Source organism: Paenibacillus sp. DMB20, from assembly GCF_000987955.1.
Classification (GTDB): domain Bacteria; phylum Bacillota; class Bacilli; order Paenibacillales; family Paenibacillaceae; genus Paenibacillus_AQ.
On the sequence record NZ_LAZU01000029.1, the window covers coordinates 94299 to 121040 of the forward strand.

General features: G+C 47.1%; 21 protein-coding genes, 2 pseudogenes and 1 riboswitch. Of the genes and pseudogenes, 17 read left to right on the forward strand and 6 right to left on the reverse strand.

What is annotated here, in order from left to right:
• The first annotated feature begins 33 nt into the window (after positions 1-33).
• The 8 genes from XI25_RS14670 (at position 34) to XI25_RS14700 (ending at position 9206) form a co-directional block, all read left to right on the forward strand.
• Positions 34-1818, forward strand: a complete 1785-nt coding sequence (locus XI25_RS14670; RefSeq protein ID WP_046679247.1) for a helix-turn-helix transcriptional regulator — start codon at positions 34-36, stop codon at positions 1816-1818.
• Positions 1819-1895: 77 nt separating this feature from the next.
• Complete coding sequence (locus tag XI25_RS32180; protein WP_152669137.1) at positions 1896-2024, forward strand: helix-turn-helix transcriptional regulator; 129 nt, start codon at positions 1896-1898, stop codon at positions 2022-2024.
• Positions 2025-2285: 261 nt separating this feature from the next.
• Positions 2286-2675 (forward strand): BlaI/MecI/CopY family transcriptional regulator, encoded by a 390-nt coding sequence (locus tag XI25_RS14675; protein WP_046679248.1) that lies wholly within the window; start codon positions 2286-2288, stop codon positions 2673-2675.
• Between the two features lie 68 nt (positions 2676-2743).
• On the forward strand, positions 2744-4999 hold the full coding sequence (locus XI25_RS14680) for a M56 family metallopeptidase (protein ID WP_046679249.1): 2256 nt from the start codon (positions 2744-2746) through the stop codon (positions 4997-4999).
• A 174-nt stretch (positions 5000-5173) separates the two neighbouring features.
• Positions 5174-5746: a TetR/AcrR family transcriptional regulator gene (locus XI25_RS14685; RefSeq protein ID WP_046679250.1), complete on the forward strand. Its 573-nt coding sequence runs from the start codon at positions 5174-5176 to the stop codon at positions 5744-5746.
• Positions 5747-5799: 53 nt separating this feature from the next.
• Complete coding sequence (locus tag XI25_RS14690) at positions 5800-7227, forward strand: serine hydrolase domain-containing protein (RefSeq protein WP_046679251.1); 1428 nt, start codon at positions 5800-5802, stop codon at positions 7225-7227.
• Positions 7228-7617: 390 nt separating this feature from the next.
• Positions 7618-8364, forward strand: coding sequence for a hypothetical protein (locus tag XI25_RS14695; protein WP_046679252.1), 747 nt, complete (start codon positions 7618-7620; stop codon positions 8362-8364).
• 77 nt (positions 8365-8441) lie between these two features.
• Positions 8442-9206 carry an SMI1/KNR4 family protein gene (locus tag XI25_RS14700; protein ID WP_046679253.1) on the forward strand — a complete coding sequence of 255 codons (765 nt, stop codon included), beginning with the start codon at positions 8442-8444 and terminating at the stop codon, positions 9204-9206.
• A 228-nt stretch (positions 9207-9434) separates the two neighbouring features.
• Here XI25_RS14700 and XI25_RS14705 read toward each other — a convergent pair whose 3' ends face one another.
• On the reverse strand, positions 9435-9815 hold the full coding sequence (locus XI25_RS14705) for a hypothetical protein (RefSeq protein ID WP_235439888.1): 381 nt from the start codon (positions 9813-9815) through the stop codon (positions 9435-9437).
• A gap of 187 nt (positions 9816-10002) precedes the next feature.
• Positions 10003-10673 (reverse strand): annotated as a pseudogene (locus XI25_RS14710) (YdeI/OmpD-associated family protein).
• 198 nt (positions 10674-10871) lie between these two features.
• Between XI25_RS14710 and XI25_RS14715 the strand changes: the two are divergent.
• The 3 genes from XI25_RS14715 (at position 10872) to XI25_RS14725 (ending at position 14455) form a co-directional block, all read left to right on the forward strand.
• Positions 10872-11918, forward strand: a complete 1047-nt coding sequence (locus XI25_RS14715; RefSeq protein ID WP_046679254.1) for a bifunctional transcriptional activator/DNA repair enzyme AdaA — start codon at positions 10872-10874, stop codon at positions 11916-11918.
• A gap of 343 nt (positions 11919-12261) precedes the next feature.
• Positions 12262-13473: an MFS transporter gene (locus tag XI25_RS14720; protein ID WP_200901429.1), complete on the forward strand. Its 1212-nt coding sequence runs from the start codon at positions 12262-12264 to the stop codon at positions 13471-13473.
• A 217-nt stretch (positions 13474-13690) separates the two neighbouring features.
• Entirely contained in the window at positions 13691-14455 is a 765-nt protein-coding gene (locus tag XI25_RS14725; protein WP_046679256.1) for an SDR family oxidoreductase, read from the forward strand.
• Between the two features lie 180 nt (positions 14456-14635).
• Here XI25_RS14725 and XI25_RS14730 read toward each other — a convergent pair whose 3' ends face one another.
• Positions 14636-16141, reverse strand: coding sequence for an alpha/beta hydrolase family protein (locus XI25_RS14730; RefSeq protein WP_046679257.1), 1506 nt, complete (start codon positions 16139-16141; stop codon positions 14636-14638).
• A 177-nt stretch (positions 16142-16318) separates the two neighbouring features.
• Positions 16319-16507, reverse strand: a complete 189-nt coding sequence (locus XI25_RS14735; protein WP_046679258.1) for a hypothetical protein — start codon at positions 16505-16507, stop codon at positions 16319-16321.
• A 202-nt stretch (positions 16508-16709) separates the two neighbouring features.
• On the opposite strand from XI25_RS14735, the gene XI25_RS33735 reads away from it, so the two are divergent.
• Together XI25_RS33735 and XI25_RS33740 are read left to right on the forward strand one after the other, a co-directional pair.
• Positions 16710-17309 (forward strand): alpha/beta fold hydrolase, encoded by a 600-nt coding sequence (locus XI25_RS33735; RefSeq protein ID WP_200901430.1) that lies wholly within the window; start codon positions 16710-16712, stop codon positions 17307-17309.
• Between the two features lie 86 nt (positions 17310-17395).
• Positions 17396-17674: a hypothetical protein gene (locus XI25_RS33740; protein ID WP_200901431.1), complete on the forward strand. Its 279-nt coding sequence runs from the start codon at positions 17396-17398 to the stop codon at positions 17672-17674.
• Positions 17675-17792: 118 nt separating this feature from the next.
• Here the strand turns inward: XI25_RS33740 and XI25_RS14745 are convergent, their stop codons facing one another.
• Positions 17793-18722, reverse strand: coding sequence for a DMT family transporter (locus XI25_RS14745; RefSeq protein ID WP_046679259.1), 930 nt, complete (start codon positions 18720-18722; stop codon positions 17793-17795).
• Between the two features lie 114 nt (positions 18723-18836).
• On the opposite strand from XI25_RS14745, the pseudogene XI25_RS14750 reads away from it, so the two are divergent.
• Positions 18837-20263, forward strand: a pseudogene (locus XI25_RS14750) (aminotransferase-like domain-containing protein).
• Between the two features lie 41 nt (positions 20264-20304).
• On the opposite strand, the gene XI25_RS14755 reads toward XI25_RS14750, so the two are convergent.
• Positions 20305-20646: a DoxX family protein gene (locus XI25_RS14755; RefSeq protein WP_046679260.1), complete on the reverse strand. Its 342-nt coding sequence runs from the start codon at positions 20644-20646 to the stop codon at positions 20305-20307.
• A 116-nt stretch (positions 20647-20762) separates the two neighbouring features.
• On the opposite strand from XI25_RS14755, the gene XI25_RS14760 reads away from it, so the two are divergent.
• The 3 genes from XI25_RS14760 (at position 20763) to XI25_RS14770 (ending at position 26431) form a co-directional block, all read left to right on the forward strand.
• Positions 20763-21473, forward strand: a complete 711-nt coding sequence (locus tag XI25_RS14760; protein WP_046679261.1) for a Crp/Fnr family transcriptional regulator — start codon at positions 20763-20765, stop codon at positions 21471-21473.
• A gap of 197 nt (positions 21474-21670) precedes the next feature.
• Positions 21671-22189, forward strand: coding sequence for a VOC family protein (locus tag XI25_RS14765; protein ID WP_046679262.1), 519 nt, complete (start codon positions 21671-21673; stop codon positions 22187-22189).
• Positions 22190-22522: 333 nt separating this feature from the next.
• A riboswitch (cyclic di-GMP riboswitch) is annotated at positions 22523-22621 on the forward strand.
• Between the two features lie 258 nt (positions 22622-22879).
• On the forward strand, positions 22880-26431 hold the full coding sequence (locus XI25_RS14770; RefSeq protein ID WP_160308921.1) for an S-layer homology domain-containing protein: 3552 nt from the start codon (positions 22880-22882) through the stop codon (positions 26429-26431).
• The last annotated feature ends 311 nt before the right edge of the window (positions 26432-26742 follow it).

The window sequence follows — 26742 nt, forward strand, 5'->3', positions numbered from 1 at the left end:
CTCAATTCAATAAGAGTGAATGGAGTTGTACATATGCGTTTACTTGTCCCAAACCGGTGGTCATGGCAGGATTGGACCATGCTTGCCATTCGCATCCTATGGGTCGTCGCCGTGATCATTTTGATGTATCAGGATCAGCCTACCTTTCCATTTTGGATGGTGTTTCCTCCTCTTTTGGTATGCAATCTTATCCCCTTTTTATTTGTGAAAGGGCGGTACTCCCAATACCTGGCTGCGGAGTGCTTGTTGGCTGGCGGAGTATCGTTATTTCTTGCTTACGATCTTGGTTTGATAAGGCTGTTCCCGCCGGCCCTCTTTACGATTGCATTCTATAGCCGTGGACGAGTCCATTGGATCTCATTGCCCGTAGCCGTGACGCTGTTCGTTTTGAGCGCAGGGAATTCCGTTGGCTCGTCGTTGTCACGTCCTGTCATATGGCAAAGTTTACTCGATGCGATGCTCTTCTATGGGGTAAGCTATGCGCTGCAAAAAGGAGCCTTGGCAATCAATGCCATCAAGCAGAAGCTAGCGTTAATCAAAGAACAATATACGATTTTGGAGCAGTATTCCTCGCAGATCGAAAGAATGACGCTGCTGGAGGAACGTTACCGCATGGCTCGCGAGCTGCATGATACGATTGGCCATACCTTTACTTCCTTGATTTTAGGGATGGAGACATTGAAGCCCCATATTCATTCGAATGAGGGAGAATCCAAGCTGCAGGGAATGCTCAAGCTGGCGAGAACGGGGCTGGACGATATTCGCCGTCAGGTGCATCAGATGGATCCGATTGAGGAGGCACTGCCTTTGGATCGATCGCTGCTTCAGATGCTGGATGAATTCAAGGCGAACACTGGGATACGGGTTGTGTTCCGCACGATGGGTGAGCCTTATCCTGTGATGAAGCAGGCCAAGCTTGTTTTGTATCGCTGCCTGCAGGAAGCTCTGACCAATGCCAGCCGTCATGGGCAGGCCAGCACGATTCAAGTCCTTCTTCAATATGATCTTGCTCAGGTCATGCTGCAGGTGCAGGATAACGGCAAAGGCGATGACAACCTTCAATATGGATTCGGTCTGACCGGCATGAAGGAGCGGTTGGCCCCATTGCAAGGCAAGCTCTATATCCATTCGCAAGCGGAGGCAGGCACGATGGTAACCTGCACGATTCCCAATCCATCTAATGAAGGCGGACAGATTATCAAAATTCTGCTGGCGGACGACCAACCCCTGGTCCGTGAGAGCCTGAGGCTGCTGTTAGGAGAAGAGAAGGATTTCGAAGTAGCGGTTGTTGGCGATGGCAAGCAGGCCGTTCTGCAATGCGGGAAAGAACGTCCCGACATTGTATTGATGGACATCAACATGCCGGAAATGGATGGCATCGCGGCTACCAAGTCCATTAAAGAGACGTGGCCGGACATTCGGATCATTATGATCACCACGATAGAGGATGTTTCTTTGGCGTCTGAGGCGCTTCGTATCGGGGCGGAAGGTTATATGTTGAAATCAATACACCCTAAGGAGCTTGCAGCAACCATTCGGCTCATATACGGCGGGGGGACGATGATCTCGCAAGATGTAGCCCATCAATTATTCCAATACCAGACAGGGGATAAAACGCCGAATCCGTACGAGCTGACTGAACGGGAAATCGATGTTCTTCGGTGCTTGACCGAAGGGCTTCGCAACAAGGAAATCGCGCAGAGTCTGCATTTGTCGGAAGGCACGATACGCAATTATATCTCGTCCATCTACCTGAAGCTGCAAGTAAATGGCCGCGAAGAGGCTGTCGAGAAAGCTAGGGTTGAGTGTCTGACTTAAAGATGTGCGAAAGGGGATAATCGCTGGAAGGCGACTAACCCGTTCAATCCCATTACAATCGGGGGTATTCATGCTGGTTGGTTACGCGGAAAACGATTAATACGATTGAAAACGGCAAGTTTATTCCCAGTACGATATTAGCGATTAAGCTTGCCAAGGTATTTGGAATTACGGTGGAGGAGCTGTTTATTCTCCACGAGGACTAGGTTTTTGGGCTATTGATACACCAGGGAGCCGTTCTTGACCTTCGAGGTTCAGGTACGGCTCCTTTCCGCTGCAGTGGGAAGGGATTTTCTGTCGAGCTTGCAAGACCTCCAGCATCCCGTTGTTTTCAATCAGTTGATATATGCAGTCTCGATCCGTGAAACTTCATCATTTTTATAAATTTACAATTGTAATAGTTTATCGAATAAGTTATATTTACATTTGTAATAGTTTATCGCCAAGTCGGGAAAGGAGGGAGGACAATGGACAAGATGCCCAAGATCTCGGAGTCCGAGTGGGAAATCATGAAGGTCATTTGGCGGGAAAACCCGCTGACGGCCGAGCAAATCATGCAGTATTTGCCGGAGGGCACGGACTGGAGCGATCAGACGGTCAGAACCTTTATCAACCGGCTTATGAAGAAAAAAGCGCTAGGTTATCAAAAGTCGGGCAGAAGTTATTTATATTATCCGCTTATTTCGGAAAAAGAGTGCGTGCGCGCGGAAAGCCGTTCTTTTTTAAACCGGGTGTTCAACGGCGCGGCCGGATTGATGATGACCAATTTTTTGGAGGAGACCCAGCTGTCGGATCAAGAGATCGAGCGGTTGCAGCAAATTTTGCTGGAGAAGAAGGAAAAGGACTCCAAAGACTAAAAGAATCAACAGACTCAAGACTCATCACGGCCTTAAAAGCGTGAAATCTAACCAAATGAGGTTATACCATGATTATGACTGAAAGCCTCTTCAGTTGGTTCGTTGCCTCGACGCTGATGGCAAGCGCGGCCGCAGCTGTGGTGCTGGCGGTTCAGCGTCTGTTTCGCGGACGCATCAGTCCCCGGTTGAGGCATGCGTTATGGCTGATTGTACTGTTGAGGCTCATGCTGCCGGTGCTGCCGCAAAGTCCGGTAAGCTTGTTTAATGCAGTGCCTACATTTACAGACATAAAAAATGCTGTCCTCGGGTTTTCGTTTCAGCTGGACAAGCCTGCAACGAGAGCCGAAAACAGCCAAAAAGAAAATACGCATCCATCTTATTATACAACGAATGAAGCAGAAAAAAATGTTTCGCAGCCGCTTTTGATCACGCAGGAAACGGAAAAACTTGCCGTAGTGGACGAAGAGAGAGAAAGCCATCCGGCAGTTCGCGTACTGGCTGTCATTTGGCTGACGATTACGGCCGTCTTGCTGGGATACAGCCTGATCTATTGGTTGCGAATCCAAAGAAAACAAAAACACCTCGGCCGTGTCGCCGATGCCGCGATTGTGAATATTGCGGAAGAATGCCGGGGCTTATTCTCCATCAAGCGTCCGGTAGGGATCTATACAGATCCAGCAGCTCAGAGTCCGTATATTACGGGAGTTCTCCGTCCGGCGGTTTATTTGCCCGAGTCGCTTATTTCCGAATCAGGCAACGAACGGCAGCTGAAGCACGTGATCGCTCATGAGCTGGCCCATTACAAACGAAAGGATACCATCTGGAATCTGCTCGGCAGCCTGGTATTTGCCGTTCACTGGATGAATCCGCTCGTGTGGTTTCTATTGCGGCAAATGAAAGCCGACCGGGAGCTGGCATGCGATGCCTGTGTCCTGGAGGCGCTTGGGGAAGAGGAGGCTGTGCCTTACGGCATGACGATTATCGGATTCCTGAAACGGTATTCTAAAGGGAGAAGCCAGCCGCATCTTCTTTATTTCAAAGGTTTGAACGGTCCCCAAGAGGTGGCAAGGAGGATTCAAATGATTTCATCTTTTAAAAAGGGTTCTTATAAATTTTCAATGATGGCGGTTGTTCTCGTACTCTTGATCGGTACGGCTACGCTGACAAATGCGCGGGTATCGGAGGCGGGATCTTCCGAATGGGTTCATGCCGAAGACGGCGGGAATGAAAAACTGTTTGGGGACGAAGGATTTCGGGTATACGATAACCTTGAAAAAGGGGCTAAGGTGGCGCCGTTTAAATTTAAAGTGCCATCTGTTCTGCCGAAGGGATATGCTTTTAGCGATTTCAGTCTCCAGCTCAAATCAGAATCCCATCCGTCCCGTGCGGAAGTCAACCTACACTACGTTAAGGCTAACATCAACAAAAGTAACGGCAACTTCATGTTGAGAATAGTCCAAGGCGCTGATCTTCAGGAGCTTTACGATCCGATTGCCAAAATAGAGAAAGATGGAACGGATCAGAAGGATGACGGGAAAGTTATAGAGAAAGAATCCCTATCCTTCCCTGACATGGATGAAGGTTTAAAAGTGACGATTCGCATGACCGCCTGGAAAGGGCAGCCGGAAAGATATTATTATCTCTGGAAGGATCAAGGCATAAGCTACCAACTGAGTTCCCACATATTGTCCAGCGGCGAAATGGAACAAATCATCGCTTCCATGAAATTTCCCGATTCGAAGCTGAACGAGCTCCATAAAGACAATGAGTATCATGGCAAAATCTTGACCTATTTGTATGATACCGAGGATATCCGACGTGCTCAGAAGCTGGTTGGTTTTAACGCCGTGTTTCCGCGCAAGCTGCCGGGGGATTTTATCGCCAGCGGTGCCTATGTGTCACGTAAAGCGAATTTCAATTACGCGGAAAATGATAAGGACTCCATGCGCAAGCTGCTTCAAGTCTCTTATAGCCGGGGCGATCAAAAACAGAAAAAAGAAGCTGCCTCCGGAATCCAAAGCGTTGCATTTAAGCAGATGTTAAACGGGGATATGTATCAAAAGATGAAAAAGAACGGCCAGGTTTCCTTCTCGAGAATTGACGGCGAACGGAATAATGTCAAGCTTAAAGCCATAACCATTCAGGGGAAGGAAGTACTGCGTACCGAGCCATACAAAGTGGATGGCAAGCTAAGCAGTTCCGATGAAACCAATCTGGTGAGCTATTTCTGGTTGGACGGCAAGGTTTGTTATCAAGCCGTTTTCCAAGGTCAAGGACCGGAGGAACAGAAAATGGTTCAGTATTTAATGAAGCCGGACCGGTAAAATCGATTAGTTAAAGGGTTTAAGTATAAAGGGAGCGTTCCAAAAGGTCCATTGACCTTGGGCGCTTCTTTGCTCAGTCGTAGACGAGTGCTATCACGAACAATGTCCAATTATTGACTTTATTCTGTACGGTCATTATAATTTGGTTGGTCGACCAATAAAAGGAGGGATTATATGAGCAAACAGGATAAAAGGAAACAATTAATCGATGCGGCTTACAAAGTATTCGTAAAAAAAGGATACGTTAACGCTACGATAAAAGATATTGCAAACGAAGCCGGTATGACTTCGGGACTTGTGCATTATTATTTTAAAAATAAAGAAGAATTGTTGTTTTCCGTACAGGATGAAGTCCAAAAGCATTACCAGAGCCAATATGACAAACAGCCGGACAACTCTGTAAACCTCGAAGCAGTTATACTTGAAATCAAATCCAGAGCGGAAGGCAACCCCGACTGGTATCGTTGGCGATATGAAATTTATTCTCTTGGAATGAAAAGCGAGAGCGGTCATCTTGAACAGCAAGTAGCGTCTATTCTCAAGAATGGAAGAGAGAGTCTTTCCGCGCCATTGCAGCACTTCGTTGGGGATCCCCATAATGCTTCTGCGCTCGCCGGAATACTATTGGCTTGTTTTGACGGGCTAGCGCTTCAGAAAATTGTTGATGATAAATTTGATATTGAAGAATCGTATCGTTTATTGATCGAGCTTATTGAGCTTTATTTAAGCAAATCCCACTCCATTTAGATGAATATATGTTCATTTAATCATGGAATAAATAAACAAAAAGGTGAAATCATATGAAAAAAGTAATAATCAGTTTATTCATCTTCCTGCTTGCCGCCCCATCACTTTCTCTAGCTGCCGAAAGCCACGATAAGACCCAACAAATTAAAACATTTATGAAAAAAGCCATGAAGGAATATCATATTCCTGGAGCTTCGCTGGCAATCGTACATAACGGTCAGACCGTCTTTCAAGATAGTTGGGGGACAATGAGCGACGGGTCAGCCGTAACAGCAGACACGACTTTTCTTATAGGTTCGGTAAGCAAGCCTTTGACATCTCTTGCAATTATGATGTTAGCAGAAGACGATAAAATAAAGCTGGATGAACCGATAGAGACTTATATTCCTTGGTTTACCTATAAAACAGACGGCAAAAAATCAATAACTGTGCGAAATCTATTAGAACAAACGAGCGGGATTAGCGCTTATGACGGAATGAAAGTAACCGATCGGGAAAGTCGTGACAAGGAGAATGGCATTACTCAAGCTGTTAAAGAACTGAGCGGTGTAAAATTAAGTCATGCCCCCGGTGAGGCATATGAATATAATTCAGCTAACTATTTGCTTTTAGGAGCTATTATTGAGGCGGTGACCAACCAGTCATTCTCACAATTTATGAGTACCCATGTATTCTCACCTCTTGGCATGAACAATACTGCTGCTGATTATGATAGTGCGCTCGATAAAGGATTTGTGCCTGGTTTTCACTCATGGCTGGGCAAACCTGTTGAAGGAGATGGGTTGTATGATCATTCGGGAGCACCCTACGGTTATATTTCTTCCACCGCCAGTGACCTTGCTAAATTTATAACATTCATGCTAGACGGCGGGGAGTTACTTACTGAACAAAGCCTAAAACAATTACAAACGCCCCCTAAAGAAGATAGGAGGTACGGCTTGGGTTGGCACTTTCCTAGATCGGGTCATAAATATCCTTACCATACGGGTGCAACGCCAGAATATAAATCGGAAATTTTCTTTATACCAGAACAGAATCTGGGCGCCGTTTTGGTGACAAATAAATACCATGAGTTAGAGGCCATTTCTTACTTAAGTATAATGGAAGGAATTCGGGCCATTATGAACGGTAAACATCCGGATTTGGCACAATTAAATGTAAGCACGCAATGGATAACGCTTGGGGTTGCATTATTGCTTGCTATTATATCTGTAGTAAGTTTAATCCGATTAAAACGCAGAACCACGATAAATAAAAGAATATGGTTGTCTACCGGTGTTCTCTCCGTCATATTGGCTGCCGGGCTGATTCCATTGTTCACATCTAGCATGGGTATCTCATGGAGGACGGTGGGGCTTTTCCTTCCAGACATCGAATTTCTAATTTATTGTCTAGTCGCGATATTGGTAGTTCACGGTCTCTTAACCTTCCTCCTAGTTGCAATGAAAAGAAAAAATCATTGCCTGAATATGGGCGGGTGAAGGCGTGCTTTATGTAGACGTCAAGACTTTTACCTCACAGATAGGTTAAACACTTGAAATCGCTACCGATTACCTTCATTTTTTAGGAATAAACTGATCTAATGCCCCTGCCGGAGAAAGTAGGGGTTATTTGACGTTAAGTTCCCTTGATTCCATTTCTTCCTAAAATGAATCTGGCGATCAAAATCGTATGACAAAAAGCTATCGATCATAACGACTTCTGAAACGAAAGCCTCAGTTCAGAATATACCTATTGTGGTAAAATACTTCCAGAGAATTGCATCCTGCTGCTTTACTCCAAAGCAGAGTGTGGTCGGTTTCATTTCAACCTGAGCCATGCCTATGGAAATTCGTTTATGGATGATCATTCAGAAAACAGGAGGAGTTTTCATGTATATTGTATCCCAGCCAAAGCCGCTATCCGATAGCCGAAACCAGGCACTTGCGAAGGAAAACGACGCTTCGTTCCCGCCGGGCTACCTCCGGTTTTTGCGGCGGTTCGGCGAAGGGACTTACAGAGGGTGGATGAATGTTCATTTGCCGGATACGGAAATCCTTAAGCCTTTTGCCGAGTACGGTTTATGGGAGCATGACGAAGACAGCCCAATTACAGAGCAACAGATCGGACAGTGTGTCGCTATAGGCACAACGGTGGACGGTGATTTTCTGGCGGTGCATCCCCAGACGTCCGGGTTCCTCTGGCTTCCACGGCATGCAGAGCACATAAAGGCGCTTTCACTGCAAGCACCGGAGCAGGAAGACGAAGGGATGTACGCCTTGGTGCTGGACGAAATATATAGTCAGGTGTATGGAAGCAGCCAAGAGGGAGCCGTCTATTATGAACCATGGACGGGTACGCGGAGCCATCTCTTTTTTCGCTTGCCGCCGAGGAAGGATCAGCTTTCGCTGCCCGAGCTTGCCGGCATGTGCCGAGCGGCTTTTCCGCCTGATCTGTCCATGGAGACCCAGTATGCTTGCTTCCTGTTCTACCGGCAACTGGGCGGCTATATCAGATTGAATTATGCCTACCAGCAAGAGGTGGCCGTCTTCTATGAACCAGATGCACAACAGGCGTTCGCCGTTATGAAACAATGGCTCTTGTCTAAAGGGTGCGAAACGATTTCGGGGAATGTTTAGGTAATCCATTTCGCTCTGTGCTTTATCGTCGGAAGGATTAGTAAATGAAATAGGCTGAATAGGGGTTGTGAATAATTTTGGGGAATAATTATAAGGAAATCGATGCAGTTATAGAGAAAATGCAAGCAGCCTTGGAGGAGATGCGGAAACTAGATCCCGAATTTTATGCCAAGTATCCCATGAATCTTGTAACCGAAGCTGAAGAAAAAGCCATGCGCATGGTATCCGACAAATGGCGTCTTCCTGATGAATACTTATACTTCCTAAAGCATTATGTTCCCGAATCGGTGGCTTGGAGCACGGACGAATATATCAATCTTTTTATTTACGGTGCCGAACACTTGCCGGAAGGTCAATGGGGATACAACTATAATCCCGTTACGAATGAAGAAATTTCGGACTGGCCGAACAGCTATCTGGTCATTGCTATGGATGAAGGCGACCCTTATTGTATCGATCTATCCAGAGGGGACACCGTCATTTATACGGCGGAGCACGGAACGGGCACTTGGGATTTTTCCATTGCATATGACCATCTTGCCGAGTTTCTTCATAGCGTCTTATTGCCACGCAGTTCCGAGGAATGGGAGACAGGCGAGGAAGTGCAGTATGAATACTACAAAGTATTTATTACAGGTGAAGGCAGCAACAAGATAAAAACGCTGATGTTCATCAAAAAAACGTTCTCCTGTGATTATTCGCAAGCGAAGTCCTATTTGGAGGAGGTGCCTTTGCAAGTGTACAAGGGGATTGATTTGGGTGCCGCGAAAATCGAGGCTAAACTGAAAAGCATCGGTGCCGATTATGAAATGCGAAAAATCAGTTTTGCCGAATTTCTATAACCTGTGCGGTGAACAAGACGCAGATTCGGGATCGGCAAGGGAAGCGGCCGGCAGCGTAGGTTGAGCCGCATGGGGATGTGGTTCGCTGGGACTGTGGAAGATTAAGAGCACGGTCTGTCCTCTTTCCTGGACATGTAGGTCAGCTTGCCGATATGCACGTCAAAAGCACTCATTGCCGGAACATCTCCCTTTGTTTTGAACGTTTATGCAATATTTTCAACGCGCTTTTCAAGGTACATAGGCACCTACAACCTCGAATTTTTGCTCGTTGTCTATCGTCATATACTTCACTTCGATGACGCAGCCTTTTTGAAATGCGGGAATATTCACGATCTGGATGACGGTCTTTACGACGGTATGGATAATCTCGCCATCCTGCTTAGTGACGGTCAGATCGAGCAATACTTCCGGCTGATCGTCAACTTGCACATTCGTTTGCTGGATCAAGTTGATGACCGCTTGTGCGGACGTACCCCCGGCAAGTATCGCCTTACGTTGCAAGTTTCGTTTTTTGTGGGCTCGCAATCCCTTGAAAACGATCGCGAACGTTATTGACGTTGTAAGTAGTGAGAAAATGGCGATGATCACAATAATGGAAGTCAATGGCATACACCTCGCTTTCATCCTCGTTCGGGAATGGCAAAATTAACCTGAATTCCATTATAAGTTTAATTTAGCGAAAAAGAGAAGTCTATATCATTTGAAAATTTTAAACGGTTAGTGTAGATACGGCGCCAAATAAGGCGTGGTGAAGACCGAAAATAACCTCCAACCTATGGGGATGGAGGTTTTTTGTCTACGGATGGTCTTTGCGGTATAGATCGCGACTTTTATAACCTGCCTGAAGAATCATCTTCATTTCTTCCCGGCGTTTTGCTCTTGTTGCCTCCTGTTTGGCACTGTACACATAACGAGCCCAATCTTTACGGTATCCCGGGGTAAGCGCTTGGTATAATTCGAGCAGCTCCGGAGTATCTTCCAGATCCTTTTCCACGCTAGGAATCCATGAAATATAATCATCCACACACTGACTTGCCTTGGAGGAAGTCAGGCCTTTACCCTTGGCGTCCTCTTTGAAGCGACAACGGTAAAGACATCGTCCAGTCCGACCATGCGCGCAAATTTAATATTGCTTGTCCCGACATATCCCTGCTCATCGCTGCCTAGACCCGCAAGCAGATCATCACGGTGGATAAACGTATCATAAACCTTGTTCCCCTTTTTGGGATATGCCGCGAAGAGGTAACCGTTACTATGAAGAAGCTGCCCTTCAATTACACGGTTAACCAGTTCCTTTAAGGACCCCATATCCAGCACAAAAGCAAATATGAGATCATATGCGCTCTCCTTGAGCGCGGTATCATAACCTGTCAGCTCCGCAAAATAATCCGTTCCTTCAGGCTGATTCAATATCGCTACCTGTTTGTACTTTTGTAAGCCAAGCTTTTCTACGATGGATTTAGACAATTGTATTTCATCTCCTACCTATATTCGGGTATCCTTTCATATCAATTATAGCCTGATTTGAAGGTGAACATGAACTTGTAATACCTGCCCATCAACGTAAAAAATCAATGCCTGATTTTCGGCGGACAGCCCGGAGGACGGTAAGCTATAATAAAAAACACAATCCAAGCGTTTAAAGTTGAATCTAGGGTGGTTGGAATGATTAAAGCCGAGTATAAGCAAGAGTATTATCAGGCACTGATTGAGAAAAAGACGGAATATGAGGGTCTGTTTTACGTAGGAGTCAAGACAACCGGCGTGTTCTGCCGCCCTACATGTCCGGCAAGAAAACCAAAATACGAGAACTGCGAATTTTTTGAGACGGCCAAAGAGGCATTGCTTGCTTCCTTTCGTCCTTGCAAACGATGCCGTCCCCTTTCCCATCCAAACCATGTTTCGGAAGTTGTCCAAATGCTTGTAGAGTCCATTGAAGAGAATCCCGAAAAACGATGGAGGGAAAGGGATTTTCAAGAATTATCGATGGATGCTTCGACGGCACGCCGTCAATTCAAAAAACGGTTCGGGATGACATTCGTTGAATATGCGCGTGCACGGCGGATGGGGATTGCCATGAAGCAAATAAGGGAGGGTGATAACGTGATCGATGCACAACTTTCTGCCGGGTATGAATCAAGCAGCGGCTTCAGGGACGCGTTTTCGCGGGTCATGGGCTCCGCTCCCAGTCAGCTTGGAAACGGTCACGTTCTGAAAGCGGCATGGCTGGATACGAGGCTGGGCCCCATGGTCGCCATTTCGGATGACGAAGCGCTTTATCTTTTGGAGTTCGTTGATCGAAGGGGGTTGGAACGGGAGATTGAAAAGCTTAGGCAGAGAACGAAAACCGCCATTATTCCCGGTTCTGCGGACCCGATCCGATCGATCGAGCATGAGCTCAATCAATATTTTGACGGTGAATTGAAAGAATTCAAAACGCCCGTTCATTACCTTGGATCGCCGTTTCAAAAATCAGTATGGGATGAATTGAGAAAAATTCCTGCCGGAGAAACGCGCTCCTACTCGGAAATAGCAGCCATAATCGGAAAGCCGTCTGCTTTTCGCGCGGTTGCGCGGGCCAACGGGATGAACCAGCTTGCGATTATCGTGCCGTGTCACCGTGTCATCAATAGCAATGGAGGCCTGGGAGGTTATGGCGGCGGCCTGACGCGGAAACAGTGGCTCATGAACCACGAAAAGCAAGGCAATTAAAACGGAAGCCCATTGAGTCGTTAAATTGACAGTTGGAGTAGTCGATGTTATTATCCAATATATATTTTTTAGGAGGCACGCTATCTATGTTACATTCCATGCGTTTAAGATAAGCTGGCAATAAAAAAGCGGATTTTTTTATCCACAACTGTGGGCTTTTTTTGAGCTGCTTATTTTTACGTATGTAGACATAGAGCGCGATTTGGATAGCTTTTTTTTGCTATGCCTTGTATCGCCGTGTTCTCTCGTGATAAATGCAGATCTAAGCCCGCAATGTGGACTTGGATCTGCATTTTTTATTGCCTAAAACAGAAGACAATAAAAAAATGCAGGGAGAATGGACATGATACAACAAAATTGGAAGCGAAGTTTCTTTACCATATGGGCAGGTCAGGCGGTTTCACTAATTACTAGCGCTGTCCTGCAAATGGCGATTATTTGGTATCTAACCGATACTACGGGATCTGCAATGGTACTCTCGATGGCAACAATGGTAGGTTTTTTACCTCAAGCCATTTTGGGAACCATGATCGGCGTATGGGTTGACCGTTGGAATCGAAAACTTGTTATGATCGGTGCAGACCTTATCATTGCAGCCGCAGGTGCTGCTTTGGCAGTGGTGGCACTCACCATCGACCTGCCGACATGGGTCGTGATGATCGTTTTATTTATCCGTAGTATCGGAACGGCATTTCACACACCTGCATTGAGTGCGGTAACGCCTTTGTTGGTACCCGAGGATCAACTGACGAAGTGCGCCGGATACAGCCAATCGGTACAGTCGGTAAGCTATATTTTAAGCCCTGCAATTGGAGCTTTCCTATATGCAACATGGGAACTAAACGCAATTATTGCCATTGATGTGCTGGGTGCATTAATTGCTTCGATCACCGTGGCGATGGTTGCTATTCCGAAGCAACTGACGCAAGGCGAAAGTGTTAAAAGCAACTTTTTCGAAGAAGCAAAAGAAGGCTATCGAACCTTTAGGAAATCGAAGGGATTATTTGCATTGCTTTGGATTGGTGCGCTATATTCGTTTGTCTTTATGCCGATCAATGCCTTGTTCCCTTTAATGAGCATGAGTTATTTCGGAGGAACGGCAACCCATGCTTCAATTGTTGAAATCGTCTTTGCGGTTGGAATGTTGTTTGGCAGCTTGTCGCTTGGTGTTTGGGGCGGATTCAAAAACCGCGCGCTGAGCATTATTTTTTCCATTTCTTTAATGGGAATTACGTTATTCATTTCTGGCTTGTTGCCGGTCAATGGCTTCCTTATCTTTGTTCTGTGCAGTTTCTTTATGGGCTTTTCAAGTCCATTTTACAGCGGCGTACAGATGGCTCTCATTCAAGAGAAAATTCAACCTGAATATTTAGGGCGGGTATTTGGCCTAGTGGGCAGTATGACGTCCTTCGCCATGCCGATCGGTTTGATCGTGTCAGGTATTTTTGCAGATCGTGTTGGAATTCATGCTTGGTTTATGTTATCAGGGGGTTGCGTCATGGGAATTGCACTTCTATGCGCGATGCTTCCATCTATTCGACATTTGGATAAATAAAAGGTGAAAGGAGTTATTACTATGCGATACATGCATTGGTACTTCTTTATATAATCCTCGCTTCTTAAATCGCAGGCTATCCTGCGAACAGAAAACTGCGATTTCTGAAGGAGGTTATCCTTATGGAACCATCCCCTTGGCACCGAATGAGAGCGCAACATTTCAAATGTTGTCCCGTGATATAACTATATTGAATTCGGACGAGGAGATGAGAAGCATGGGGAAGTTGGAAGGTAAAATCGCTTTAGTAACCGGAGCAAGCCGGGGAATCGGCCGCAGTATCGCATTGCGTCTGGCACAAGAGGGAGCATTTGTCGTCGTTCACTATGGAAGAAGACGAAACGAGGCGGAAGCCGTCGTCGACCAGATCGAGCAAAGCGGCGGGAACTCGTGCGCGATTGGCGCTGATCTGAGCACGCTTGACGGCATTCATGATTTATTTGCGGCACTGGATAATGCCATTCGGGAACATGCGGACGGCCGCGGATTCGATATTCTTGTCAACAATGCCGGGATCGGTCAGATTCTTAGCTTTGAGGAGACAACGGAAGATTCTTTTAACGAGGTCATGAAGATAAATGTCAAAGCGCCGCTTTTTGTTACCCAGCAAGCTTTACCGCGTCTGAAAGACGGGGGGCGCATTATTAATATTTCTTCCTTTGTAACGCGCGCGGCCTCTCCAAGCGTGTTCACCTACAGCATGACGAAAGGGGCCATCGACACCTTCACGCTTCTTTTGGCCAAACAACTGGGGAGCCGCAACATTACGGTGAACGCCATTCAACCTGGCATCATTAACACGGAGATGAACGCCGGGACGCTGCAAGATCCCCATGGACAAAAATATGCGGCAGGCCTCTCAACCTTCAACAGATGGGGAGAACCCGAGGATGTCGCCGATATTGCTGCCTTTCTTGCTTCGCCAGACAGCCGTTGGGTGACCGGTCAATTGCTCGATGCAAGCGGCGGATCCCACCTATAAGCAAATATTTGGGCTTCCCACATCATGTGGGAGGCTCTTTCGTTTTCAACCGTTGGCAGGGATAATTTTTTTATAGGGCCGTAAACAAAAAGAAACGCCCCCCGTTACTCGAAGGGCGCTTCTCCGCAAAAAAATTTAAGGTTACATGTAAATGCTGCTGGGTTTCATCAACCTGTCTCTCTACTCTCCTTGGAGCATCGATTTCGGATACTTCACTTCCGGATAATCCTCATGGGGACCGGCCAGAAGCTTGCTTTCGATTCCGCGCAAATGTTGGTTGAAAAATTCCAGCACATAGCGGTTAACGAGCTCCGCTCCCCTTGCTCCGTCAATGCTCCCCGCCATGCCGATTTGTCCGATAAGCGGCGAATACAACGCAAGATCGGTAAAGTTGTAATGTCCGGTTCCTTCGATATATATCACCCTTCCGCCGTCTTGTTGCATTACGCGGTCCATCAGCTTAAGCTCCAATTCCCGATTCTCCAGGATCGTGTCGAACTGTTTTCGCGTGAACTGGAGCGCCTTCAGTTCTTCGTCCGTGATCGGGGTTTTGCGGTATTTCGCCTGCTGCTCGTTTACTTTCATAAACTCTTGCGATTCTATGAACATAAACGGTTTCTTCATGTCGTCGCGGCCTTTCGTTTCGAACACCGAACCGTCCATATTCACGCCGGCTTTGATTCGCGGGTTCGAATAAACGGCTTTAAAAGCTGCCGCTCCTCCGAAGGAGTGGCCCATCATGCCGATGTTGTCCATATCCAGCTTTCCTTTGAATTTGCTGACGATGGCGCCGGAATTCAGCTTCTCCAATTGGTAGACGACGAATGCGGCATCCTTGTTCCACACTTGCAAAATGGCGCGGCTGTCCTCAAAAAAACGATCCTGAGACTGTACAGTAAGAAAGCCGGTCACCCGGCCGTCCGGAAAAGCGGTCGTGACCGTGCTGTAAGTATGATCGATAGCGAACACGATATAGCCGTGGCTGGCCAAATTTTCGGCCTGCGACGTATGCAAAATCCTGCCGACCCCCATGCCGTGCGACAGCAGCACCACCGGGTACGGATCGTCTGCGGGCAGCAAATCCGCATGGGCGTATGCGTTGGCCCGGCTGTATTTCCAATAGTCGAGCGCGGCCGCGGGAAGGCCCAGATAGCCGGAATAAGCTTGCATATAGGTATGGAACAGCTTTTTGTCTTGAGGGAACACCGTGCTTTTCTCGGAACTTCCGCCAGACTCCGCAGCGGGGTACCATACCTGAACCATAAGTTCCCGTTTGTCGCCCTTTTGCTCGGTAAACGTCTCTTCCCGGTGGGTGTCGATAAAATGGAACGTTTCCGTTCCCACCCGGAACTCGCCTGAAGGCGTAGGCAAATGAAAAACCGGCAGAAGCAGCGACAAGGCAACCGATCCGCCCAACAAAACAACGAATATGGCTAATATCGTGTAACGCAGAGGTTTCCTAACCTTTCTGCGCCCGGATAAGGCGATGACGACAAGCAGCGCGGCGACGCTATAGGCCGGAAGAATCTGCCATCTATACCCCTCAAACAGCAGTTGCGCAGCCAACAATGCACCGCAGGCGATGCCGGCTATAACCCCGGCCGTTCGGTTCGTTTCCTTGCGGATCAGCAGCATAATCAGCACCGCGGCGCAGGACGCGACCAACAACATTTCCAATCCCCGCATACGTTCCTCTCCCTTGATCCCCGAATTTCCTTTATCGTAACAGACCAAGGTTAAAACGAACGGAGGGTTCCGTTTAAAATTGGTTTAAATATGGGAACTGCCGCTTTGCCGCTGAATGAGTTGCCTGACGGGTACGGGTACGAAGGAATATTCTATTAACTGTGGCAGACAAAAAGTTCAGCCGGTTGTTTTCCGGTCGGCTTCCTTTTGATTCATATAAGATTTCCATTGTTTTTTAAATTTTTTAAGAAATCCTCTTTGCTTCTTTTCTTGATCCAACAGACGTAAGTATCTCATCAGCAAGCGATATCTCTGTTCATCACCATGACTATGTTTATGCATTTCGTTTAGAATGTCGATACGCAAGTCTACTCCACCCCCTCACACGATCTTTATTCTAAACAACAAATCTCGACAAAATCTGAATAAACCTTTTGTCGGGAGGTGGGGGAGACATTCTCTGATATCATATTTGGATATTATTGTAGAGCAATCTATAATATAGGTTATAATGCGAGGTCTAGTACGATTAAAACGAAAATAATAATCTGAACGGATAATAATGATCATGATAAAAAAAATGCGGAAGAGACGATTAAGGATAGGAATGAAGCTCCTTCTAATCGTTCTCCTATTGCTTGGCATAGGCGGTATTTGGCAAAACGCGATGATGAAGATAGAGTCGCGCAAACATGCACCCAAAGGACAAATCTATCATATAAACGCCCATGACATGCATTTATACGGCGTCGGCAAAGGCGAAGTTACCGTTGTTTTCATTCCTGGCTCAGGAACGCCCAGTGCTTACACGGATTTTTATTATTTGCAAAACAAACTGCAGCCTTATTCCAGGACGGTAAGCTATGACCATGCCGGATTTGGTTGGAGCGGGAAAACGGATATCCCAAGAACAATCGACACTGTGGTGGATGAACTGCACGAGTTGCTGCAGAAAGCAGGCGAGAACCCCCCTTACATTCTTGTAGGGCATTCCTTAGCTTCACTGGAGGCAATTCGTTATGCTCAAAAATACCCGGGTGAGGTAAAAGGAATCGTGTTATTGGATGGCGGGAGTCCGGAATATTATGCGAAAGATTCCGAGACGAAGTCATATTGGATTAACCGGATTTTTGCGGGCTTCCGAGCGACAGGAGTGATCAGGCATTAGGCAATGCCGGATTACTTCTTCCGCTTACAGGTGAGAACATACGCAATGAGTCGCTTCCGGATGAGATTAAAAGCATAGACGCCGCCATGTACTATAATCATGTCGGGGAGTACAGCAACGTAAATGCTATACGGCTTATTAATGAAAATGCACAGGCAGTCATTGAAGCAGGGCATTTAAAGGATATTCCGCTTCTTATTTTATCATCGGATAGCGGCGGTGATTGGGAAGAAGTTCAGAGACAACTATTGCATTGGTCTAATCAGAGTGAACAGGAGACTTTGCCTCATTCCGAGCATTATATTCATTGGTCTAACCAAGAAGCCGTTTCAGAAAAAATATTGAACATGCTAAATCTTAACTAAGGTGCGTTTAATGCGGCGTTGTTAAAGCAAAAGCAGTCGGTTTCCTTGTGAGCGGAACGGACTGCTTTTTGCTTTATGGCCTATAAGTATAGGAGGGAGTTTTACGAGTTGTCTTATTTCAGGTGGTTTTGCTGACTTCCTTCCTTGCTTGCTTGCCTCTGAGCACGAAGCTCTTCAAATTATCTATGTTGATCACAACGATTCCGATGATGATCGTGATTCCGCCGACCACCGATAAAACCGAAACTGGCTCATCGTATAAAACGGCGCCAAGGCAAAGGGCAATCAACGGCGAGATATAGAGCCAGGTGGATGGAAACACGGGATTGGTTTTGGCGATCAGCCAATAAAAGATGGTGTGTCCTATCATGGACCCCGCGATGACTAAATATAAAAGAGACGAAACGGCGTTTGGAGCAAGCATGATTTCAATGTCGATTTTTTCCGTGAATAAGGACAAAACTAGAAGCAGCCCTCCGCCATACATCATCTGAGCCGCATTCAAAGCGATGGGAGACGTATCTTGAAACCGCTGCACGACATGCCGCGAATATACGGCACCGGCGGAATAAAAGACTTGGCCCAATAGTACAGCCGCGCATCCAAGCACCCAAAGCGTGCTGAAGGTAACGGTAAGGCCGGGCAAAAGCAGAAAAACGACGCCGGCGGACCCGATAAGGCAGCCTGCCAAGGAGCTGACCGGAAGCCGCTTCCGGGTTATGGCGGATTGAAGCAATACAATCATGAGGGGAGCCGTTGCCGACAAGATGGCCGCAATCCCTGAGCTCAAATACTGTTCGGCCCAGTATAGCGTTGCGAACACGCCGAAGGTTAGTCCCGCACCCGTCAATAACATCTCTTTGCGGAGCAGAAGGGACCACTTCGCTTTTCGTTTGACGACCATATATAACAAAAGGATGCTTCCAGCCAGCAAAAAACGGAGGCCAGCCGAGAAAAAAGGAGGTGCTCCCGCATCGATCCCTACTTTAATCGCTAAAAAGGTCGTCCCGAAAATCAGGCACATCAGCAAATAATTCATCAATATCATGTCCATTCCTCCTTGTGTTTTTATATAATAAGCGGGAAGGAATAGAACAGTTATACGGGGATAGAACAGAGCTGGACGAATCCTTTATAATGTAGGGAAAGGGAGGGAGGCCATATGAAGAGAAACGTTCTTTCGAAGGTTCATTCGGATAAACTTTTTGAGCAAGTATACGACTATCTTTTGGACCGGATTATGCGCGGGGAGTGGAAGGCTCATGAAAAACTCCCTTCGATTCGCGTACTGGCGGCGGAATTCGAAGTGCATCGCCTAACGGTTTTCAAAGCTTACCAATTGCTGAAACAAAACAACAAAGTATACGTGAAGGATAAATCCGGATATTATGTCCAACCCGCTAGTACGCTGCCGCTGTCCGCGCAGCAGGATCCGATCGTTTCCGCATATGTCCATGAGAGCTGTCTTTCCGAAATCCATCAGGTGGAGGCGGTTTATCAATTTTCCAAGGCATTGCTGGATCCTAATTTGCTGCCAAACCGGTATTTTTCCGAATACGTGAAAAAAGTGTTCGATCTATATCCCAAGGTGCTGGGCACCTACTCTACTACGCAAGGGGATTTGGAACTGCGGGAAGCGCTGCGGCGATATTTTGCGGACCGGCATCATTTTGATGTGACCAACGACGAAATACTGATTACTTCCGGTTCGCAGGAAGCCATCGATTTAATGGCCAGGGTTTTGGTCAAACCGCGGGATACCGTACTGATGGAAAGACCCACCTATAGCCCGGCGATTGATGTGTTCAGAAGACAGGGGGCGAATATCGTCCCGATTGAAATTTACCCCTACGGCTACCGTCTGGATCAAGTGGAGGAATTGATGCGAAAATACAAGCCGCGCCTGTTTTACCTCAACCCTACTTTTCAAAATCCAACGGGCTACACCGTTCCGGCGGAGCAACGGAAGCGGCTTGTGGATCTGGCGGCTCAATATCAATGTCTGCTGGTAGAGGACGATTCTTGTCCGGACATCTATTTCGGAAAAGAACCGCCGCTGCCGTTCTTCGCCTACGACACGGCCGGTTACGTGTTATATATTCGCAGTTTCAGCAAATACGTCGCCCCGGGCCTGAGCATTGCATGGTGACCTGCCGCCCCGGCTTGATGAAATACCTGGTCAAGGCGAAATCGCTATCGGACAACGGGACCCCGTTGCTCAATCAAAAAATCTTTTTGCATTATTTCTTTTCGGAACGCATGCAGCAGCATTTGGGGAAGCTCCGGACCGCGTTGGCGGTCCGAAAGGACATTATGGAAGAGGAGTTGTCCGCCACAGGCTGGCAATGGAACAGCCCGGCAGGGGGATTTAATCTGTGGATCAAGCTGCCGGAATCCACCCCGATGGAGGCCCTTCTCGGCAAAAGCATGGAGCAATCCATTACCTTTGTGCCGGGCTCCATATGCGACCCGCTCAGGGAAATGAATTCTTGGATTCGAATGAGCTATGCCTATTTGAACGAACAACAGCTGCGGGAGGGGTTGCAGCGTTTCGTAAGCCTGTTCAACCGGTTGTCTTCAGGAAAATAACGGCAGTGCTGAATTTACTTCCAGAGGCTTCGGCAAGTTGTTTAACTCAAAAGGATTACCGTACACAAAATAAGCATGATAAGAGCATTAAGGGCCATAACGGGTTTATGCTTGGCACGAAAAAGGTGTGCGTGGATTGCCCCTATCATCAGGACAGCCAGCAAGAAGGCTGCAGCGTTTAGAAGAACGGGAAACCAGAAGGCGAGAAAGAGCCCCAATACGCCAAGCAATTCGAGTGAAGCCGTTACGTACATGAACCACATCGGATATCGGTACTCCTCCCAATGACGGACCATGCTTTCGGCACGACCCCATTTCAGGACAACGGATACCGTAAACATTGCCATCAGAATAACTTGGACTGAAATGATGAGAATACTCATACCTTTGTAGACACCGCCTTATCTTGTTAAGTTCAGGTTTCAGTAGAATGATAAAACAATTCGTTAGCAAAGAATGTAGTTTAGCCTACATTCCCGGGATGATGGAGGAGGATCCATTGAATAAACTAAAGTATTTATCGAGAATGGAATTATTTCGCGGGCTCAGCATGGAGGAATTGGAGAATGTAGGGGAAGACGTACCGGTCGAACCGGTGGCTAAAGGTACATTGATTACGTCTCCTCATCATACGAAAAGGTTTATATATCTGGTCAAAACGGGATCGGTCCGACTCTATACGCTAACGGATCAGGGCAAAGAGTTTACCATTGACGTATTGGCTCCCGGGCATATGTTTGGCGACGTGGGTTTAGCTTCGGCCGAGGCGAACACGTTTGCGGTTACACTGGAGGATTCGATCATTTGCAAAATCGATTACGATCGATTGATGCAAATCATTCGTGAAAAACCGGACTTAGGCGTCAGGTATATCGAAATTCTTTCGGCTCGCTTGAGGGAAGTTGAGGAGTTGTTAGAGCATATGGCGTTCAGCAGCTTGAGACGGCGGTTATTGTTCCTTTTACAAAAGCTCTCCGACAAATTCGGCGTCGAATCCGACAAAACAGATGGGGCGAGAGGGGAAACCGGGTGGCGCAAGCTGGACGTAGAGCTCACGCATCAGGAATTAGCCACCATGACGGGAAGCATACGCGAGACCGTTACGGAAATGATGAACCGGTTTTCGGCTGAGGGAATACTGGAGAAAACAGGACATCGAAAACCGATATGGATACATAAGGAACGGTTGAATGCTGCTTTAAGGGAATAGTGGTGGATTTACCGCTACGAACAATGGGCGAAGGGATTATCTTCGTGAATTGTTCGGTACGTTTGAATAAACCGTATTTGCGAAGAAGCCGTTCGTTTGATCATGGCAATCCGGAAGAAACCACGATTCTCCTTTCATGATATGGTTACCTTTAAGCAGACACTGAATGAAAAATGAAGCTGGAGGAGGTAATGATGATGAGAACCAAAATTCAAAAAATCACGCCAAACCTGTGGTTCAATTCGCAAGCGGAAGAGGCGGCTAAGTTTTACACCTCGATATTTAAAAATTCCAAAATCGGAAGAACGATTTACTATGGAAAGGGAAGCCACGATGTCCACAGGGCACTGGAGGGGACCGCCATGACCGTGGAATTTCAACTGGACGGACAGGAATTCGTCGCTTTGAATGGCGGTCCGCAATTCAATTTTACCGAGGCAATTTCTTTTATTGTCCATTGTGACGATCAAGAGGAATTGGACTACTACTGGGAAAAGCTTTCCGAGGGTGGAGATGAAAGGGCCCAGGTGTGCGGATGGTTGAAAGACAAGTTCGGCGTATCGTGGCAAATTGTTCCCAGCACGTTGACGGATATGATAAGCGATCCCGATCCGAATAAATCGGAAAGAGTAATGAAAGCACTGCTCCAAACGAAGACGAAAATTGACTTGAAAGCGTTGCAGGAAGCATACGAGGGAAAAGCGTTAACTTCATAAGTAGAATACAGATCGACCAGAAGAACCACTCCGGCATTGAACTGTACCCTAGAGAGACCTTTTTAAAGTCTACTCTACAGGGGGACAGTTTAAGTAGGAGTGGTTTTTTTAAAATTTTATATTTGGTCAAACTACTCTACTACCAAATAGACTTATTCAGAAATTATTCAAATTTGCAGCATAAAATGTCATTGATGACGATTTGATTTCCAAAATCAAACAAATGCAGGCAGCTTTCAACAAAGTTGGGGCTGATCCGACCCTCTAAACGGGCGAGCGTTTCAGTGTCATCTCCAGTAGGTTATTCTTGCATCATTTATTACATACAAGCTCGTACGATAAAAGCAAACCCGTTGAAAGGCGGGGACGCAAAGCTAATAGGGGCTAAAGGATTTGCCAAAATGCAAATACTCATGCCAGCCAGCTGCCGAATACGACGGAAACCTCCGTCAATTAGCGAAGCCCGCTTATGAACGGAGGTTTTTTCGGTCCAACCGTAAGGAGGGGTGCATAAAGCGGAGTTTACCAAAATAAGGGGGCGAGGCGACATATGGCCAAGGAACCGTAAACGCAACGGAAAATCTCTGTTGGTTCCGGCCAAAGGCAGACCATAAAGGCCAGTTTTTATATTTTGCAATCGTATTTAGAATGGAGGAATGACTGGACATGCATACGCATGGCGGTAAGTTTTTGTGGAAAAAACAATCGATCCTGATGCTTGTTCTTATTTTAGCAGTGGAAGGCTTTCTCACTGTGTTTATGCCGCAGGCGGCGAAGGCATCTGCCTCTGCAGCCATAACGGCATCGGAAGGCGTGACGACTTTTGTCGTTGACGGAGGAGAAGCGGTCATTGATGCGGGTTTATCGCTTGATCAAGACGTACTGGCTCCCTATGTTGCTAACTTGAATGGGGCGACGATTGTTATTGAAGGTCTTAAATCCGGCGATAAGCTGAACTTCAACAATCAATCCGGAATTACAGGGAAATACGAGCCCAGCAATGGTGTTTTAAAATTAACCGGCTCGGCATCCGTTGAACAGTACCAAGCAGCGTTAAAAAGCGTCACGTTTTTGACGACATCCAGCGAGCCTTCTGACCGGGTGATCCGGTTCACGCTTGGCAGCGCGTTGGCTTTCGGAGAAAATGGTCATTTTTATGAATACATCACGACTAGCTCCAATATTACATGGAGTGCTGCCAAGGAAGCTGCAGCAAAGAAAACATACTTCGGACGCCAAGGCTATCTTGTAAACATTACAAGCGGGGCAGAAAACGCCTTTGTGAAGGAAAAAGCACTCGGTCTTGGTTGGATCGGCGCGATCGATATTGAGCGTTTGAAAGGAGAGCCTAAAAAAACAGGCGACTGGCGCTGGGTAACGGGACCGGAAGGACTGGAAGACGGTGGCAAAGGCTTGAAATTCTACCACGGTTACGCAAACAGCGCCGGGAAAGCCGTTGAAGGCACCTATAATAACTGGAAATCTGCAGAACCGAATAATTACTCTGGCGTAGAGTACGTAGCACATATTTTCCAAGATGGTACATGGAATGATTATGCCCCCGACAATTCAGTTAAAGGTTACATCGTTGAATACGGCGGCATGCCGGACGATGCAACTTTTGCGTTAAGCGCGACGAAGAACGTTTCCATCGTGAACAAAACCGATTTGAAAAATGCGGTGGAGGCAGCTAACCAATTGCAGGAGGCAGACTATTCTCCAATCAGCTGGAAAGAATTCGTTGCTGCGAAAACGAAAGCTGAGGAAGTGCTGAAAAATCCGAATGCCACCCAGAAAGAAGTCGATGAGGCTCTGAAACAACTGGAAGAGGCACGCAAGGGATTAACGGCAGACAAGACAGAGCTTCAAAACACGGTAAACGAGATTAAAAACAAAAATCTGGATCCTTCGGAATACACGCCGGAAAGCTGGGGAGCACTCGACGAGGCTCTGAAGGCAGCCGACGGGGTGCTGAATAATCCGAATGCCACGCAAAAAGAGATTGACCAAGCGAATGAGGCGTTGAAAAAAGCCTATGGGAATCTTGTCAAAAAAGAACCCATTCTTGATCAATTACGTGTTACCAAATCGGGAAGTAACGAGGAGATCGAACTATCTCCAACGTTTGACGGTAGAAAATATCTGAATTACACGGCTTCCGTAGGGGACGACGTTTACAGTGTTGCCGTTGCGCCTGAGCTGCTGAGTCCCGAAGGAACTGTCAAACTGAGATTTAACAAGAATGAAGTCCCAGATAAAACCGATTGGAATAACCTGCAGCTTCAACCAGGTCCTAATACCATTGAGGTGGAAGTAACTGTAGGAGGCAAAACCAATACCTACACCATTACGATTACAAAAACCGACAAAACGGCTCTGCAATCGAAAGTAGATGAGGTCGGAAAACTTAATCCAACCCATTATACGCCTGAAAGCTGGAACAAGCTCCAAGAGGCCTTGGATGCAGCCAAACAGGTGCTGAGTAATCCGAAAGCCACCCAAGAGGAAGTGAATAAAGCCCTTGAAGCATTGGAGAAAGCACGGAATGGATTGGTTTCAATCGATCCTGCAGGAAATAACAAGCTGATCTCCTTAACGCCTTCAAGCGGAGCATTGAGCCCGAGCTTCGACTCGAACGTAACATCGTATACGATGAACGTACCTAATAGCGTATATGACATCAAATTTGCCCCTGTGGCACTGAATCCGAAAGCCAAGATCGAAATCAGCGTCAACGGAGGAGCGTATGCTGAAGTAGCAAGCGGAACGTCCAGCTCCGCCCTGCCGCTGGGTGTCGGCAAGAATACGGTCAAGGTTAAAGTAACGGACCAAGACGGCAAAGTTAGAGAATACGTCGTTACGATCACACGAGAAGCCGCCGGAAACAATAATGGCGGAGGGACAACGTCGCCAGGTACCGGTTCTGGTTCTGGAACAGGCTCAGGAACCGGAACGGGTACGGGTTCGGTTCCAGGTTCCACGTCTTCGAATATTACAACGACGGTGAATGGCAAGGACTCTTCGTTCGCGACCGGTACTACCAAAACGGACGGAGACGGAAAGCATACGACGGTTCAAATCGACAAGGACAAGCTGTCCGGCATCCTGTCCCAAGGCGATGGACAGAAGCTTGCCATTAAAGTTCCAGTCGATGGGGAGACCAAGGTGCAAGGCTTGACGGCGGCGGATCTCAAGAAGCTGGCGCAAACCGGCTCGACGCTGGAAATCGAAGATCTGCTCGCGATCTATCCGGTTCCTGGCAAGCAGCTGGATTTGGGCGCGATTGCAAAACAAATGAACGATGCGAAGCTTGAAGATATTGCGGTGAGCATCAATATCAAACGTTCTCCGCAGGCGCTTGCGGATAGTGCCCGTAAACAGGCCGCGGCAAAAGGCTATGAGCTGCTCGTTCATCCGGTTGATCTGGACCTGACCTTCTCGCACGGCGGGAAGACGGTTCGTTCCGGTCTGCTGAATGATTACGCGGTGAAGTATATTGCATTACCGAAAGACGTTGATCCTAATAAGATTACGACGGGCGTAGTCGTGAACCCGGACGGCAGCGTGTTCCACGTTCCGACCGTCGTCACGAAGATCAACGACCGGTATTTTGCCAAAATCAACGATCTTCGCAGCCACGGAACTTACTCGGTCATCTGGAATCCGCAGGATTTCGACGACGTGAAGAATCACTGGGGCAAAGCGGACGTGAACAATATTGCGGCAAGGCTTGACCTGGAAGGAACAGGGAATAACACATTCTCGCCGAACCGTAATGTTACGCGTTCCGAATTCTCGGAGATTGTCGTACTGGGCATGGGCTTGATGCGTCAGGACGGACCGCAAAACCTGTTCCCTGACGTGCCGGCTTCCGCCTGGTATCGCAATGCCGTTGCGCTGGCGGATGAATATGATATCGTCCGAGGGTACACGGACGGCAACTTCTATGGCAACAAGCAGATCACAAAAGAACAAGGAATCGCGATGATCGCTCGCGCGTATAACCTGGTTGAGCCTAAAGCCGCGCTTAGTCAAGATCAGATTGCATCTTTGCTCTCGGAGTATAAAGATGCGGCCAACGTATCGGCTTGGGCGAAAGCGGATTTCGCACAGATGATCAAGGCAGGAGTTCTTCAAGGGAACGGCCCAGAGCTGCTAAGTCCGAAAGCAAGCATGACGCGTGCCGAAGTGACGGCTTTGATGGCCAGATTGCTGAAAACAACCAATCTGATCGACAAGTAAACAAGCAACTCGAACAACCATTGCCTTAATGTTGGCAATGGTTGTTTTTTCCTTAAAATATATGTTAAGTATCATTAAGCACCAGTTGATTCATTGACCTTATACAAAACCTTATGATATGCTAGCGAGCAATAAGTAACCGAAAAGGTGACCTAAAGCCAATGATCTACTAATCTATCCCCAAAAAGAAAAAATCGTTATTTAACGAATTTTCTGGATAGGATTAGTGTGGGCTTTTTGATAAAGATAAGATCGCTGCTTCTTTCATGGGAGCAGTGTGTCTTTTTTGTTGTTCGTATGTCTGCCTCCTA